The sequence below is a fragment of the Alcaligenes endophyticus genome, from assembly GCF_026344035.1.
GTDB classification, from domain to species: domain Bacteria; phylum Pseudomonadota; class Gammaproteobacteria; order Burkholderiales; family Burkholderiaceae_B; genus Alcaligenes; species Alcaligenes endophyticus.
Genome location: NZ_JAPKND010000002.1, coordinates 1 through 15,909 on the forward strand (window position 1 = coordinate 1; position 15,909 = coordinate 15,909).

General features: G+C 50.9%; 13 protein-coding genes and 2 tRNA genes. 4 read left to right on the plus strand and 11 right to left on the minus strand.

Annotated features, from left to right (window positions below):
- Window positions 1-238 precede the first annotated feature (238 nt).
- From OSH01_RS04395 to OSH01_RS04405, 3 genes are read left to right on the plus strand one after another with little or no spacing between them, the layout of a single operon-like run.
- Complete coding sequence (locus OSH01_RS04395; RefSeq protein ID WP_266122865.1) at window positions 239-454, plus strand: hypothetical protein; 216 nt, start codon at window positions 239-241, stop codon at window positions 452-454.
- Window positions 444-896 (plus strand): lysozyme, encoded by a 453-nt coding sequence (locus tag OSH01_RS04400; protein ID WP_266122866.1) that lies wholly within the window; start codon window positions 444-446, stop codon window positions 894-896. The genes OSH01_RS04395 and OSH01_RS04400 overlap by 11 nt, the downstream gene beginning before the upstream one ends.
- Entirely contained in the window at window positions 875-1,354 is a 480-nt protein-coding gene (locus OSH01_RS04405) for a DUF2514 family protein (protein ID WP_266122867.1), read from the plus strand. The genes OSH01_RS04400 and OSH01_RS04405 overlap by 22 nt, the downstream gene beginning before the upstream one ends.
- 478 nt (window positions 1,355-1,832) lie before the next feature.
- Here OSH01_RS04405 and OSH01_RS04410 read toward each other — a convergent pair whose 3' ends face one another.
- The 3 genes from OSH01_RS04410 to OSH01_RS04420 all read right to left on the minus strand — a co-directional run bounded on the left by OSH01_RS04410 (window position 1,833) and on the right by OSH01_RS04420 (window position 4,697).
- Window positions 1,833-3,287 (minus strand): ATP-binding protein, encoded by a 1,455-nt coding sequence (locus OSH01_RS04410; RefSeq protein WP_266122868.1) that lies wholly within the window; start codon window positions 3,285-3,287, stop codon window positions 1,833-1,835.
- 187 nt (window positions 3,288-3,474) lie between these two features.
- Window positions 3,475-4,470, minus strand: a complete 996-nt coding sequence (locus OSH01_RS04415; protein WP_266122869.1) for a tyrosine-type recombinase/integrase — start codon at window positions 4,468-4,470, stop codon at window positions 3,475-3,477.
- A gap of 151 nt (window positions 4,471-4,621) precedes the next feature.
- Window positions 4,622-4,697: transfer RNA gene (locus OSH01_RS04420), tRNA-Thr, on the minus strand.
- A gap of 130 nt (window positions 4,698-4,827) precedes the next feature.
- Between OSH01_RS04420 and OSH01_RS04425 the strand changes: the two genes are divergently transcribed.
- Entirely contained in the window at window positions 4,828-5,202 is a 375-nt protein-coding gene (locus OSH01_RS04425) for an MAPEG family protein (RefSeq protein WP_266122870.1), read from the plus strand.
- 47 nt (window positions 5,203-5,249) lie between these two features.
- Here the strand turns inward: OSH01_RS04425 and OSH01_RS04430 are convergent, their stop codons facing one another.
- The 8 genes from OSH01_RS04430 to kdpF all read right to left on the minus strand — a co-directional run bounded on the left by OSH01_RS04430 (window position 5,250) and on the right by kdpF (window position 15,842).
- On the minus strand, window positions 5,250-6,335 hold the full coding sequence (locus OSH01_RS04430; protein ID WP_266122871.1) for an AI-2E family transporter: 1,086 nt from the start codon (window positions 6,333-6,335) through the stop codon (window positions 5,250-5,252).
- 633 nt (window positions 6,336-6,968) lie between these two features.
- Window positions 6,969-7,044: transfer RNA gene (locus OSH01_RS04435), tRNA-Asn, on the minus strand.
- A 513-nt stretch (window positions 7,045-7,557) separates the two neighbouring features.
- Window positions 7,558-8,316, minus strand: a complete 759-nt coding sequence (locus OSH01_RS04440; protein WP_266122872.1) for a response regulator — start codon at window positions 8,314-8,316, stop codon at window positions 7,558-7,560.
- Window positions 8,303-11,041 (minus strand): sensor histidine kinase, encoded by a 2,739-nt coding sequence (locus OSH01_RS04445; protein WP_266122873.1) that lies wholly within the window; start codon window positions 11,039-11,041, stop codon window positions 8,303-8,305. Before OSH01_RS04445 ends, OSH01_RS04440 begins: the two co-directional genes overlap by 14 nt.
- 84 nt (window positions 11,042-11,125) lie before the next feature.
- A complete protein-coding gene (gene kdpB, locus OSH01_RS04450) occupies window positions 11,126-13,129 on the minus strand; it encodes a potassium-transporting ATPase subunit KdpB (protein WP_266123257.1) in 2,004 nt (667 codons plus the stop codon).
- 110 nt (window positions 13,130-13,239) lie between these two features.
- A complete protein-coding gene (gene kdpC, locus OSH01_RS04455; RefSeq protein WP_376918120.1) occupies window positions 13,240-13,914 on the minus strand; it encodes a potassium-transporting ATPase subunit KdpC in 675 nt (224 codons plus the stop codon).
- 9 nt (window positions 13,915-13,923) lie between these two features.
- Window positions 13,924-15,627, minus strand: a complete 1,704-nt coding sequence (gene kdpA / locus OSH01_RS04460) for a potassium-transporting ATPase subunit KdpA (protein ID WP_266122874.1) — start codon at window positions 15,625-15,627, stop codon at window positions 13,924-13,926.
- A 131-nt stretch (window positions 15,628-15,758) separates the two neighbouring features.
- Window positions 15,759-15,842: a K(+)-transporting ATPase subunit F gene (gene kdpF / locus OSH01_RS16500; protein WP_376918131.1), complete on the minus strand. Its 84-nt coding sequence runs from the start codon at window positions 15,840-15,842 to the stop codon at window positions 15,759-15,761.
- Window positions 15,843-15,909 lie beyond the last annotated feature (67 nt).

Consider the following 15,909-nt stretch of genomic DNA (forward strand, 5'->3'; position numbering starts at 1 on the left):
GTAAGACAATGGCGGTTTTGACGCTATGGGCCGCATACAATGAGGGGGCTGGGAGCGATCAGTCTGTGATGGCTATTGGCAGGTGGGGATAGCTACGATTTTTAATAACTTAGCGTTAGACAAAGCGTTGATGAAATCATTTGGGAATACCCAGCCGCCTAGAGCGGTTTTTTTACGTCTACAGCCCCTTACGGGGCTTTTTTATTGGGGGTAGCAAATGCCTCGTAAAGGAAGTTTTATGCGTGACGACATAGCGTTTCCAGTGACAACGGGCTCAGCAGTAGCGCTGTACGGCTGGACGCTTCAAGAGGTAGTGCTAATTCTATGGGCGCTGTATGTGCTGGTACTGATTGTGATCAAGCTGCCAGAGCTGACTATCGCCATGGTGCGTATCCGTGGGTGCGTGCAGCGTCGGTGGATAGAGCTAAAAGGGGTATTTAATCGTGCGAAATAAAATAGCTGGGGGTGTGCTGGCAGCAGCGATAACGCTAGTAGCAGCATGGGAGGGAAGGTCGTTGATAGCGTATGCGGATCCGGTAGGAATACCGACTATCTGTGAGGGCTACACGCATGGCGTCAAACTAGGGGATGTGGCCACCCCTGAAAAGTGCGATCAGTTGACACAGCAAGAGGTGCAAAAGGCGCTAGTCGTTGTGGATCGCTCGGTACCACGACAATTACCTGACGGTATGCGCATCGCGTTTGCAAGCTTTGTCTATAACGTGGGGGCAGGTGCATACCAGCAATCTACTTTATTAAGAAAGGTGCGTGCAGGTGACTACGCGGGCGCGTGTAATGAGCTGCCGCGATGGGTGTATGCAGGAGGTCGAAAGCTACGCGGATTAGAGCGTAGACGTTACGCAGAGAGGGAAGTATGTCTATCAAGTCTGGGGTAATTGGAGTCGCTATCGCAGCGGCTCTTTTTTTTGGTCTGCATATGTACGGAGCCAAGCAGTACAGCAAGGGTTACAAGCTGGCGCAGACGGAACACATGGCCGCTGTGGTGCAGGCAGAAAAGCAGGCGCGCAAGATTGAGCGTGAACTAACTGAAAAAATGGAGGTGTTAGATCGTGAGACTCAACAAAAGCTTGAGCAAGTCGCTATTGCTGAGCGTAGTGCTGCTGATGAGCGCGTGCGCAGCGCAGCCGAAGAATATGCAGCCCGCTATCGTAGAGCCACCGCGCTTGCCACAGCTACAGCAGAGCGCGAGGCAGCCGACACCGCCATCCGAATGTTTGCCGAGCTGCTTGGCGGGCTTGATGAGGCTGCGGAAGTCTACGCAGCAGAGGCTGACAGGCGAAGAATAGCAGGGCTGGCGTGTGAGGCGGCTTATGCTAACGCGCAGACGCAGTAAATATTGCGCAGCAGTACAAAAGCCGTTTCAGTAGCAATAGTATGCATAGATAGATGCAACGCCGATGCGGGTATTACTGCACGTAGAGGCTAAAGCCGATATCTGTGGGAGCCTATGCGTAGCAACTGGCATGCGAAGGATCGGCGGTTTAGCGCGCGAGGCAGCATACAATGAGGTTAAGGGGCGTTGCCGGATGCAGATACATAAAAAATCAAAATACAATCAAAAAATAAAGCTAATGAATTTGAAAGGTAATTACGAAATTTTGCCGCGCGGTCAAAACATAATCAAAAAATAGAATTCTAAAATAATGTTGAAAATCAATAAGATAGTTTTTTTTGAGGGGGGCGTGGAGTGGCTGCTCAAAGTTCGATCAAAAGATTATGAGAGCGGATGAGGGGTGATGCGCAAGAAAAAAGCCGCGCTCAATCAAAACATGATCAAAAAGTGCGCGGCGAGTTGTTTTCTGCTACTGGGGTTACGCCCAGGATGGAATGTAGCCTGCTCGCGGGCGTTCTGGATCAGCGGGTTTGATGAGGCCAGCTGAAACGGCTTTGTTGATCACTTTGCTTGCTTGGGCCGCATTTTGAGGCTGGATGCCGAGTCTTGCGCAGAGAGTATTGTTTTTCATCTTTTCACCGCTGAGGACTTTGAGAACAGCATGGAAGTAGCAGGAGCGAATCCTCTCTTCATCGGTCATTTCGGCAAAACTTCTTGGGCCATAAAGAATTACTCTCGTGGAGTCTTCAGCAGCCAAGAACAGAGGAGCAGGGAGTTGGAAAATCTCAGCTTGTGTTAGAACCTTATCTAATCCGCTGCCCTGTTCTTCGCAGAACTTCATCCTTCGCATCAAAGCAGCCAAGGCCTCATTGCGCGATCTTGGAGGAAGATCCACCATTCTGTCTGCCTGCATAAGAGGAACGCCAGGGTTGCTAATTTCTAGCCTGTCTTCAAAGAGTTCAATCAGTGGGCCTGCCCCCCTAATGGACATGTCTTGGTGAATCAGCGCATTTGCAACCAGTTCACGTATTGCGAGCTCAGGAAATAGTGGATGAGATTCACGTAGGGCTTCGCCAATATGTTCATTAGTGGGAAGGAGGCCGTTTATAAAGCTGACGAGACCTTCAAATCCAACGGCATATCCCTTTTGGCCATCTAGTCTATGACTAACTGTGGCCGCCCTGTTTTTCCCTTTGTATGCAACAAACCGCACTCCCTTTCTTTCTATAGCAGAGCCGAACTTGCTCAGTTGGTAGGCGAATAAAACAGCACCTAGGTTGGTTATATCCCAAGAGTTTTTATTCCCCTTTTTTATCAGGCGGTCTGCATTGAGATGCTCCAATATTGCAGTTCTTCCTTCGGGGAGTCTCTGACCGGTATAGCGGAAGTAGCTGGCATAATCCAAGAAGTCTAAAACGTCATCATCGGAAACTCTAGATATAGCCGGTTCGTTTTCCCATTGGTAAGTGCGTAATTTGTTTAACAGTAGTTGGTAACGCTCACTATAGTCCGTAAGCTTCGGCGTGGCGCTACCTATTCTAATATAAGGGGTTTCTTCAAATAAAACAGGAGATCCAGATGCTGCGGGAATTTCAAGAATTACCACTCGCTTATCTTCATAGGTGACAGTTTTAAACTCAAAAGCGATACTAGGCTTTAGCCTCTGAGCAAGCCACATAGGCAGCACCATTCCGCCAACTTTCTTGGTTTCGGGCTGAAAGGTGGTCCCAACAATTTTCTTGGTTTCGTCTTCGATCCCCCATACCAAGTAGCTGTAATCGGTATCTCTGGAGCGGGCAGCATTCGATAAGGCCGAGCAACGCTTTCCGATCATCGCCGGATCGGTGTTGTTTTGCTTGAACTCCAGCCAAAATGTTTCATCGTGCTGCAGAAGCAGCTCGTTGAGAAGGGTGGTGTCGCGTGCGTTTGTCATATTAAGAAAAGAAAAGCCTATGAAGTCTCATTGTAAGTCATACGCAGAAAGCAGTTAGGCAGATGAGTTTTGAATATGTAAGTAGCCGCTAGCTAAATGTGGTAGTAATGTTGCTTGCTGGGCGGTTGTGAGGTGCATTGAAAATAGATGGAATGGGCAAAAAAGCCCGCTCAATGGCGGGCTATGGTTATCCGAGAAGATCGGCTAATGTAGACGCATGCGGGTTGTAGTAGACCATAGCCATTTTTGGATCTGCCCAGCCGAAAATCTTACACAAATCCAAGACACTTACTTTTTTAGACAGTATCGTTGCCGCTGTGTGTCGCGTGTCGTGCCACGTAAACCCCTCCAGCCCAGCTCGTTGTCTGTACTTCCTGAATAACGCATCTAGGCTAGCGGCTTTGACCCCGAACACTAGTTCTTCATCCCATCCTCGCATCCTGTTTAGTAGTTTTATGGCTTTATTAGAAAGAGGGACGTCACGGGGGCGGTTTGATTTTGTTGTGGGCAAATGCACGTGCCTGTCATGCACTTGGTCCCAGCGCATTGATGTTAATTCACCGGCGCGCATTCCAGTTCGCAATGCAAGCATCATGCACACAGAGACGGCTTGGCCAAATGAGTTTGGTCGCCCTTTAGGCGTGTAGTGCATTTGGCGTAGCATGCGCTTAATTTCCCACCAGAGAAGAACCCGTTCGCGGTGCTTGGGCTCTGAGGGTTTGCGAATGTCGCTGCAGGGATTGTTGTCTGTCCAGCCCCATTCTATTCGAGCGTGAACAAAGACTGCTGATAGTAAGCCTAGCTCGCGCAATACAGTACCAGGGGATACAGTACTAAGGCGGGAATCACGGAAGTCGGCAATATGCTTGTTTGTGACGCTAAGTAGCGGCAGATCAAGCGGTAATTTATAGCCCTCAAAAGCTGATAGACGTAACTTTTCCCAGCGCTCACCTTTTCGCGTGGGCGAGACCTCGGCTGCATAGCGTCTGAGTGCGCAACGTAGAGAGTGCTTAAGCCTTGGGTCTGCCTGTAGCTCGGCCCTGATTTGCTCTTCTCGTTGAACCCCCCATATTTGAGCATCACGCTTTGTTGAAAACGTTTTGCTTTCTCTGATGGTTTGGCCGTTGACGGTGATTTTTATCTGGGCTCGATAGCCAGACTGATGTTTTGTGATGCTTGCCATATCCGTACTTGTGGGGCTTTGTGTGGGGCCTTTATGGGGCTTACACTGTTGATTAAGTGCGGATAGACTACCAAATAGGCGCAAGGCTTAAAAGCTAACCTATTGATATTGCTGATTATTGAGCCTCAACGCTCAATAAGAATAACTAAGGTGGTGCCGCTTGCCGGAATCGAACTGGCGACCTTTTCATTACGAATGAACTGCTCTACCAACTGAGCTAAAGCGGCTTGTAGATGGGGACGCAGTGCTGAGTTTTTGCATCAACTGCAGGTGGACCCAGCGTTACGCTTCCCAAAGAAAAAATTATACTAATGCTAAGCTGGGTGTGTAAATTATTTTTTGGCGCAAGGAGTAGTTATGTTGTTAGTGAAAGTGTGTTTGCTATTGGCGGCCTTTGTGCCTTTATTGTCGGCTGTCGCGGCGAAAGCGGGGGCTAAGGGTTTTACAAATAAAGAGCCTCGTCCCTGGTTAGCCAGTTTAGGCGGATGGCGGGCTAGAGCTCACGCGGCGCAAGCGAATGCTTTTGAGGCCTTACCTTTTTTTTATGGGGCGGTATTGTTAGCGTTATGGAGTGGGGCGCAGGCCGCTACTCTGGCAGGCTTAATGGTGGCGTGGCTGATATTGCGAGTGTTGTATTTGTTGGCGTATATCGCTGATAAAGATCGGATACGTTCGTTGATTTGGTTCTTGTCCTTAGTGGTCACGATCAGAATTTTATTTTTGGGCGCTTGACGGTAAGCGGATGACGCACCAGCAGCGAGTGTGTCATCCGGCTTTGCTTAACGCTCGTGCTCAGAGTGATTGAGTTCGGCTCGAGCTCGGATGGCTGAGGGAAAAAGATCCCAGCAAGCCATAAAAATGGCAGCAATCAGTGGGCCTATGACAAAACCATTAAGACCAAAAATAGATAGACCACCTAAGGTTGAAATTAAAATAATGTAGTCAGGAATTTTGGTGTCTTTGCCGACAAGCAAAGGGCGCAATACGTTATCGACCAGACCGATAACAAAGATGCCAAACGAGGTCAGCACGATACCTTCAAACAATTGTCCGGCTACAAAAAAGTAAATAGCGACGGGTGCCCAGATAAGAGAGGCGCCCACGGCGGGTAGTAGCGAGAGTATGGCCATGAGTACCCCCCAGAATAATGCTCCTTGGATATCTAAGAACCAAAAAATTATTCCCCCTAGAGCCCCTTGCGTGGCTGCAACGGCGATATTTCCTTTAATGGTAGCGCGTACTACTGTGGTGAGTTTACGAAATAGATGTGTTTTGTGATCTTCTCCCAAGGGGATGAGCTCACGGCAGTGACGCCCAAGCTCCACGCCGTCACGCAAAAGAAAGAACAGCATGTACAGCATGATGCCTAAGCTAACAATAAATTGAAACGTATTTTGCCCAAGATTCAACGCTTGTTTGGTCAGTGCTTGACCGCTTTCTAAGACAAAACGAGAGAATTTTTGTTGGAGATCGCTGAGGCTTTCTACCCCAATATGTTGCAACAAAGTATGCGCGCTTTGCGGTAAGGCATTGAGAATTTGTTGCAGATAAGCGCCAGGGTTAAGTTGCCCGCTGTCTATTTCTTGATAGAGCTCGGCAATTTGTTGGATAACCGAGCCTGTAATCAAAATAACGGGAATGATGACGATTAAGATAATGATGAGTAAGGTGATGAGTGCTGACAGAGAGCGTCTGCCTTGGGTTTTCGCCAGCAGGTGGCGCTGTACAGGGGCAAATAAAATCGCCAATACGACTCCCCAAAATACTGCGCCATAGAAAGGCAGCAGTATCCAGGCAAAGGCCAGTGACACTAAGGTAAGAAGAATGAGAAAGCTACGAAATTGCAAAATGGCTTTAGTGTTCATGACCATTCCTACATAAACAGGTGTGGGCAGATTGTAAGGTGATTCTGGGCTGGCGGAACGTTACTTACAACTTGTTTTGCTTCTCGGAGTAGGTGGCAGTGGACGGATGTACATGCTGTCACGGGAAGTCGATTTGGTAGGGTGTAGGTCTTTTCTTTGAAAAACAGTGGACTCAGATGAGGATTTCCATCAAAAATCAGTGAGCAGACTGTAACGAAGAGAGTTGTGACGCTGTAAGGCTTAGAGCTTTGCAGCACCTGTACATTGTGGGAAGACGATTCATAACAGTATTCAAATGATCACGTTTACAGAATAAGCCATGAAAGCAGATTACCCACACCAAAGTATAAGGCAACAATTATGACAAGGGAGAGGGCGACCACCATAATGTAATACATGGCTTTAAAGAGCAGTTTTTTTAGAAAGATCATCATGCAATCAAAATCAAATAGTACTAATGTAGACGTGATGTGACTGTTACGCAGCTTGAAGGAGGGGCGTTGTCAGATTGGATATGGTGTGTAACTATACACATGTTAATGCCAGTCCTCGTGTGAAGTAGATCAATCATGGCACGCTGCTTAGCACTTAAAAAAAAAGCCCAGCTAACTAATTAGCTGGGCTTTAGAATTTTGGCTCCCCGAACAGGGCTCGAACCTGTGACCTGCGGATTAACAGTCCGTCGCTCTACCGACTGAGCTATCGGGGAAAGAAGACCGTAACTATAGCAAGTACTTTTTTTCGTGTCAAGAGTAAGTTGCGCTGTAATTCCCCCTGCGCGGGGAAGCCGTATAGAGAACAAGCCTCAGGCTCGGTATATTTGACACGACACTATACTAATGGAGCCGTTTGTAGCGATCGTGGCACTGGTTTTGGGTACTGTTGTTTTGTTTAAGATGAAAAGAGGCCGTTATGCATGGGTAACCGCGGTGCTCACTATCTGGTTACTGCTTTGTTGCTCTGAGCATGGTGGTGTTTGTCGTGTGAGCTATTTTGAAAACCCGTCAAAATAAGATGGATACAACAGCAGAGACTCTTTTTGAGCTTATGCCTGAGCAAGCTTTAGTAGGATCGAAATAAACATGCTTTCGTTATGTGCTGCTAAGTCTTCGTCATGGCACACAGAGTCAGTCTTGAAAAATTCTGTGTTCTTGTAGTGCTTCCACGCGCGAGAGAAAAAACAGTCAGCTATATAGCAAAATAGGCTCTTGGTGCTACGGCGCTAAGGGTCTTTTCTCTTATTAGTTAATGGATTTATTGGACGTTCTTTGAGGATGAATCGTAAACCGACACCCGGTTCGGTAGCGATATAACGCGGATTAGACGCATCGTCTCCTAGCTTGTTTCGCAACTTGCTGACAAGAATACGTAAGTAATGAGCATCTTCTTGATGCGTTGGTCCCCACATCTCTTTGAGGATTGTCGTTTGAGTCACCAATCGCCCAGGTTGCTGGACCAGCAGGGAGAGCAAGGAAAACTCCTTGCGGGCCAGTGAAACGCTGTGTCCATGTAGGCTAACTTCGCGTAATGCGAGGTCGATTTTCAGTTCACCATCATCATAGATGGGGCCATCCGCTTCGGTGCGGGCTGCGCTACGCAAGAAAGCGCGTATGCGAGCCATAAGTTCATCGATACCGAAGGGTTTGGTGACATAGTCGTTAGCTCCCGCGTCAAGTAAAGCTACTTTCTCGTCTTCGCAAGATCTAACGGTCAATACAATGACAGGCACTCGCGACCACTGGCGAAGCTCTTTGAGCACTTCTTTGCCATCCTTATCCGGCAGACCTAAGTCAAGAACGATGATATCTGCTCCTTTACTGGCCAGTAGTGTCAGCCCTTCGGTACCTGTGGCGGCTAAAAGAGTCGTGTAGCCTTGAGACCGTAAGCTGATATCGATAAACTTGCGGATCTGGGGCTCGTCATCGATGACCAGCACGCGTGCGCTTGATGCAGCGACGTGGGTGTCGTTAGTGAGTTCCATTTATGCTCGCCTCGTTGTTGCTGTGCTCGCGCCAGGGTAAGGTGATACGAATAGTAGAGCCGCGCCCCTCTGGGCCAGGTAATGCGGCGACGCTGCCCATGTGGGCTCCTACAATGCCTTGTACAATTGTTAGCCCTAAGCCAGTGCCCTGTTTCCCCCGATCGCCGCGCTCCACACTGTAGAACATGTCGAAGATACGCTGTCGTTCCGCCGCGGGGATACCCGGCCCGCTATCGGTAACGTCAATCTGTACGTGACGCTCTTCTGTTTGACTGACTTTTATCTGTACACATTCTCCGTTGGGGGTGAACTTCGCGGCATTTTCCATCACATTGAATAGCGCCTGCTCAAGCAGTGCTGGATGAACGTGGATGGGCGGCAGATCAGGGGCAATTTTATGTTTAATACGTACATTGGGTTCATAACGCTGTAAGCGCCTAGATGCCGAGCCCACTAGCTCGTCGACACCAATCCAATCGCGCTTCAGGGGCAATCCTTGGTGGCCCAGTCGGGTCATATCCAAGAGGTTCTGAATGTAGCGGTCGAGTCGTTCGCCTTCCATGCGGATGGTTTCCAGTAAATGTTGCTGATCCTCGGGCCCCATGTCTTTGCTGTACCGCGCTAGGCTGTCTGCCGCACCTATCATTGATGAGAGCGGAGAACGCAGATCGTGCGAAACGGAAGACAGCAGTGCGGATCGAAGGCGTTCCGTTTCTCCAGTGACGCGCGCCACTTCAAGCTCGGATACCAAGTGTGTGCGTAGTGCCGTTTGGCCAATATCCTCTACCATGCTTTCCGCCAAGCGCCGCTGTTCGAAGGTGAGTCGCTCCGTATCAGAGGGAAACTTCAAGCCCACTACGCCTAATATATTTTTGTCTGAACAGATTGGTAGAAACCACCATGCAGAGCTGGTCAAGGTGTCGGTATAACGCCCGCTGGCCTGGCCATGTTGCTGCGTCCAGTTGGCAGCCATGACGTCCTTCTCGGTGAGTTCGTCCGCGGTATTGTAGGGGCCAGCCTGAGCTTTAAAGCGTATCCATGCTTGAGCATGTAGTGTGGATTGTAGGACGGTTGACCCCGCTGAGATGACCTGCCCAAGGTCAGCCGCTTGAGCAAGCCGTTGCCCCAGCTTTTGCATTGCTCTGGCATGAGAGTTTGCCGAGCGTAAGGCAACTACCTGCATTCGAAGCCGTGAGGCTAATCGTCCAGCAATCAAGGCTGCGGCCAGAAATAGCAATACGGTAGCTACGCCTCGATGGGCGCTAATCATAAAGGTAAGTCGTGGATCAATAAAGAAAAAGTCATAAGCTAAAAAGCAAAGAGCTGCCGTGATCACAGCTGACATCATCCGTGTGCGGGAGGCGACAAGCATGACTGCAATGAGAAAAATTAGGGATAGATCCTGCAAACCAAGCATTTTTTCCGCCAGGGCAGCTACCCCGACAGCACTTCCGCTGGCTAACATAATCAGCATGATTTCCCGTTTTGGTACATGGTTGCCAGCCATCTGCGTCAGCTTGATAGTTTGTTGTCTAGTTTTAGGCGTGCTGACAATAGTGAGTTCGTATTGTTCACCGCGTTGCAGTAGTTGTTGCGTTAAGGTGCGATTGAAAAATCGGGCAATAGGGCGCTTGCGGGTACGCCCGATGATGATAGAACGTGCGTCGCGCGCGGCAGCCGCATCAAGTAGGGCCTGAGTGACATCAGCGTTGTGGAGCACTTCCGTTTCACCGCCAAGGCGGCGCGCCAGGGCGAACGCTTTGTCGATTTCCAGCACTCGTTGCTGTACATCGCATAGCCTTTTTTTGCATGTGGAGAACGTGCGGACTCGATTTTTTTCGGTCGTGGTTTTTGCGGTTGGGCGACCGGTCTCGACGGTGACCACTGACCAGGGGGCACCGCGTCGCTCCGCTGCCCTAGCACCGGCTCTGACCAGATAGTCGGAGTGACCTTGGCCGTCGATCGCGATGAGCACATGTCGCTGAATGGAAATGCCCCCAAGCCCACGGGCCGTGCGCTTTTCGCGTAGGTCGCTGTCAACATGCTCAGCGACGGTCTGCATCGCTAGTTCGCGCAGTGCCGTCAGGTTAGAGGGGGAAAAAAACGCTTGTAATGCTTGAGTTGCTTGTTCCGGCTGGTACACTTTGCCTTGATTTAGCCGCTCGATGAGTTCCCCAGCGGGCAGATCCACCAAGCGAATGTCACGCAGGCGTTCAAACACGGAATCGGGTACCGTTTCATTGACCCTGACCCCAGTGATTTGGTACACCACATCGTTCAGACTTTCTAGGTGTTGAATATTGATCGTGGTATAGACGTCTATACCGGCGTCTAGTAGCTCCTCGACATCTTGCCAACGTCGTTCGTGGCGAGATCCCCGCAGATTTCGGTGCGCAAGCTCATCAACCAGAGCAATGGTTGGCTTGCGCGCCAGCAAACCGTCCAGATCCATTTCACCGCATTGACGTCCTCGGTAGTCCATCATTTTTCGGGCGAGGATGGGGATTCCTTCGGCCATAGCTTGAGTTTCGCTACGTCCATGGGTTTCGACAATGCCGATCACCACGTCTACCCCTTGCTGGCGGAGTTCGCGTGCGCGTGCGAGCATAGCGTAGGTTTTGCCTACGCCCGGGGCCGCACCTAAAAACACCGTTAGTCGTCCTGCTGTCTGACGCTTCAGTTCGCCAAGCAAGGCGTCAGCTTTAATGGGCTGACTTATTGCCATAGGCTCTCCTTTTGATCGAAGTCATTTCAACGAGTGTAAGGCTAGGTAGTGTGTTGTGGCGCATCGGTCTAAGATTAAGCATGCTCAGAAGAACGGCGTCAGGAGCATGTCGATAAGTTTAATGCCAATAAAAGGGGTAATGAGACCACCGAGGCCGTAGATCAACAAGTTGCGCCGGAGTAAATACGAGGCAGGTTCGGCCCGATATTTCACGCCACGAAGGGCGAGTGGGACTAAGGCGACGATGATCAAGGCATTGAAGATCACAGCAGAGAGAATGGCTGAGCTTGGACTGTGTAGATCCATCACGTTCAGAGCCCCCAATACAGGATAGGTGGCAACGAACGCGGCAGGAATGATAGCAAAGTATTTCGCTAGATCGTTGGCGACACTGAAGGTGGTGAGTGCACCGCGAGTCATGATCATCTGCTTACCCACCTCGACAACACGTAAAAGCTTGGTGGGGTTGCTGTCCAAATCCACCATGTTAGCAGCCTCTTTGGCAGCTTGCGTCCCACTATTCATGGCTACCGCGACGTCAGCTTGAGCAAGTGCTGGGGCATCGTTGGTGCCGTCCCCAGTCATCGCAACCAGGTGGCCCTCGGCCTGATATTTACGGATCAGACGCAACTTGTCTTCAGGTGTGGCCTCAGCCAAGAAGTCGTCCACGCCTGCGTCAGCGGCAATCGCCGCAGCAGTCAAGCTGTTGTCGCCTGTAATCATGACTGTCTTGATCCCCATGGAGCGTAGTTCGCCAAAGCGCTCTTTGATTCCATGCTTGATGATGTCTTTGAGCTCGACAACGCCGATAACTCGCGGTCCCTCAGCCACAACCAATGGCGTGCTACCGAGACGAGAAATATTCATGACAGTCCTGCTCACTGCTTCGGGGAAAGTGCCGCCTGCCTCTTCAACATACGAGCGAATTGCCGAGGCTGCTCCTTTGCGTAATTGCCTATCCTTCATATCGATGCCGCTCATGCGTGTCGTAGCGCTAAAGGCAATGGCGTGCACTCCATCTAGGGTCGGCGGCTCGATAGTGAACCCCCTTTGGGCGAGCAGGACAATGGAGCGTCCTTCTGGAGTCTGGTCAGCCAAGGAAGCTAAGTAGGCTGACTGGGCGACTGCAGACTCTGATAAGCCAGGAGCGGGAATAAACCTTACAGCTTCGCGATTGCCAAGAGTGATGGTGCCAGTCTTGTCGAGCAGCAGTACATCTACGTCACCAGCAGCTTCAATCGCGCGACCGGAGGTTGCCAGCACATTCGCTTTCATCATCCGACTCATTCCTGCAATGCCTACGGTTGAAAGCAATGCACCAATGGTGGTGGGAATTAGACATACCAACAGGGCTATGAGCACTGGGATGCTGATGGGTTGTCCCGCGCCATTGACTTGAACGCTAAAAATAGAGAATGGCAACAGGGTCATGCATACCAGCAGGAATATCAGTGTTAGTGCTACCAGTAAAATGCTTAACGCCAGTTCGTTTGGTGTTTTGCCTCGTTTGGCGCCTTCGACCATCGCGATCATACGGTCAAGAAATGCCTCGCCTGGCTTAGCCGTAACGCGCATGATGATCCAGTCCGAGAGTACGCGTGTGCCCCCAGTCACCGAGCTGAGGTCACCACCTGCTTCACGGATCACGGGCGCTGACTCGCCCGTGATGGCCGACTCATCCACCGACGCACCTCCTACCAAGATCTCTCCGTCCGCGGGTATGCTCTCTCCGGCATTCACCTGAACATAGGCGCCGAGCGGGAGTTCGTCGCTAGGAACAGTCCAGATTGGGCTACCCAATTTAGGCTCTTGCAACACTCGGGCCAGTACAGACTGACGGCAGGCGCGTAGCGAATGGGCGTGAGCTTTACCCCGGCCTTCGGCTAAGGCTTCCGCTGCATTGGCAAAGAGTACGGTGAACCACAGCCAGGCGGCCACTGCAAAGATGAAACCCGCTTGGTCACTGCTATGGTCTTGCCACGCCTGAACGCCCAGGACAGTTGCTAGGATGCTGCCAACGTACACGACGAACATGACAGGATTCTTCATTTGTACTCGTGGAGACAGCTTACGGAACGCTTCGGTCATTATGGTGAACCATGGCAGAGCAGTGGACCGCGGCTTAGACGGTTTTCCGGCGGGCGCAACGTGGTTGGGAGTAGCGATACCTTCTGTTTGGGACATAATCATCTCCTGTCTTATTCAGTTACTGGTTGATCCCTAAGGGCTTTATCCAGAGCGAGATTGAGTTCCAGCACATGAATGCGTGGTTCGCCTAAAACGCCAAACTGACGCTGCACTGTATTTTTTTCTAACAGGGCTAGGACTTCTTGCTCTGTTGCATGACGCTGCTTTGCAACGCGAGGCACTTGCAGGCGGGCATTGGCTACAGATATATGTGGATCAAGGCCGGAGGCAGAAGCTGTGACGGCGTCAACGGGCACCTTTGCATCGGCCGCTAATTCGTTTTCCTCGCGATATAGCTTTACTCGTTGAGCCACTGCCTGCAGCAAGCTCTTGCTGAGGACGCCCTGGTTACTGGCGCCACTGCTTGCTGCGTTGTAGGGCAGTTCAACAGATTGAGATGGCTCATTGGGGTCGGTGCCGAAAGTGGCGCTAGGACGACCATGGAAATACTGCGGTTGTCGGAACCACTGGCCGATGAGGGTAGAGCCGACGGTCTGCCCATCGCGAGTAATCAGACTGCCTTGTGCTTGGTCGTGGAACAGAAGTTGGGCCGCACCGGTGGTTAACAGGGGATACAGCAGACCGGTCACCAGCATGAAAAATACCGCAGAGGCAATTACGGGGCGCGTAATACGATGGAATGCCGATGTCATTGCTGGGTTGACCTGGGTTTTCATTGTCGTCATAGCGACTCCTTAAAAGGTCTGGCCCGTGAGGGTTAGCAGGTGCTTCACGATGGGCCCCAAAGCAAGGGCGGGCAAGAATGTGAGTCCACCCACGATGAGAATGATAAAAACCAGCAGCCCTGTAAACAGTGGCGTAGCGGTGGAGAGCGTTCCAGCGCTGGTTGGCACGCGTTTTTTGGCAGCCATCACGCCAGCGACAGCCAGCATGGGGAGCAAGGTGAAGTAGCGCCCCACGAGCATGGCTAAGCCGATGGTCGTGTTAAAGAAAAGCGTGTTTGCATTGAGCCCCGCGAATGCAGAGCCGTTATTAGCCGTGCCAGAGGTATAGGCGTAAAGCACTTCACTGAAGCTATGAGGTCCAAGGTTGGCCAGGCTTTCCATGGTGGCGGGGGCTAGGCATGCGATGGCTGTGAAGCCAAGGATACTTAAAGGATGGGCAAGCACAGCGAGCATCACGTACTTCATCTCTCGTACTTCCACTTTTTTGCCTAAAAACTCCGGAGTGCGGCCGATCATCATGCCTACTAGAAACACCGTTAAAATGGCGTATGTCATTAGGTTGATCAAGCCCACGCCACCCCCTCCGAATACATTATTGAGCATCATCTGTGCCAAGGGTACGAAACCGCCCATCGGGGTGTAAGAGGAGTGCATCGAGTCTACCGAGCCGGTGGTGGCGGCCGTGGTCACTGCGGCGAACATACTGCTTTGCGCCACGCCAAAGCGCATTTCCTTGCCCTCCATGTTACCGCCTCCTTGGAGCGCGGTCTGCGTCTGGTCTACCCCCAAAGACGTGAGCATCGGGTTGCCCTGATGCTCAGCACTGTAAATCAGCACTAGGAAGCCCATAAACATGACAAGAAAGGCGCTAAAGAACGCCCAGCCTTGAGCACGGCGCGCGATCATGGATCCGAACGTGTAAGTGAGTGCTGATGGAATGAGCAGCATGCTAAGCATGTGTAAGGTGTTGCTGAGCGGGGTAGGGTTTTCGAATGGATGAGCGGCATTCATGGCAAAGAAGCCACCCCCGTTGGTGCCAATGTGTTTGATGGTTTCAAAGCTTGCGATGGGGCCCATGATGATTTGCTGCATGCCACCTTCGAGCGTGGTGGCCATCGCATCGGCGTCTAGCGTTTGAGGTATGCCTTGCCAGACGTAGACTAGCGCCATGACAAAACACAAGGGCAACAAGAGTCGATAGAGTACGCGGGTGAAATCCACCCAATAGTTTCCGATGTCGCCCGTAGATTCACGGCTTAGACCCCGAATAAATCCTCCGGCTGCCGCCACGCCGGTTGTTGCACTGACCGACATTAGGAAGGTGATGACGGCCATCTGCGAGAAGTTGGAGAGGCTGCTTTCGCCTGAGTAAGCCTGCCAGTTAGTGTTCGTGATGAACGATGCGGCAGTGTTGAATGCGAGGTCCGGCGTTTGAGATGCTCGTTGAAGGGAGTCACCGGGCAAGTACTGCTGAACTCTTAGCAGCACGTAGCCCAGCAGCATCATGGCAGCATTACTCAGTACGAGTACTATCCCATACCTTTTCCATGACATTTTCTCGGCAGGGTCGACACCAAGTATGCGGTAGGTCCCAAGCTCAAGGAATGTATGCGTAGAACTGGTGAAAAGACGAGCCATCCATTTTCCAAGCACGACAACCAGAGCTGTCATGATGGAGATGATGAGGATAAATTGAAGAGTGTCGCTAGTCATCGTGGACTCCGATCAGATTTTTTCGAGGCCCACGATGAGCCACGCTACGACGGCAAAGAATCCGCACGTTAATGCTAAAAATAAAACATCACCCATAACTATCTCTCGATTTATTACTACGAGTTGCGTGATCAAAAGCTCTCAGGTTTGATGAGGGCATAAAACAAATACCCCAGTAGCCCGAATGCTATCCATCCGACAATAATGGTCATCATCCACCTTTGTTAAAAATGCTTTGCTACAGGCAAGTTACTAATCCTTGAGCATTCACGTCAGGCATGT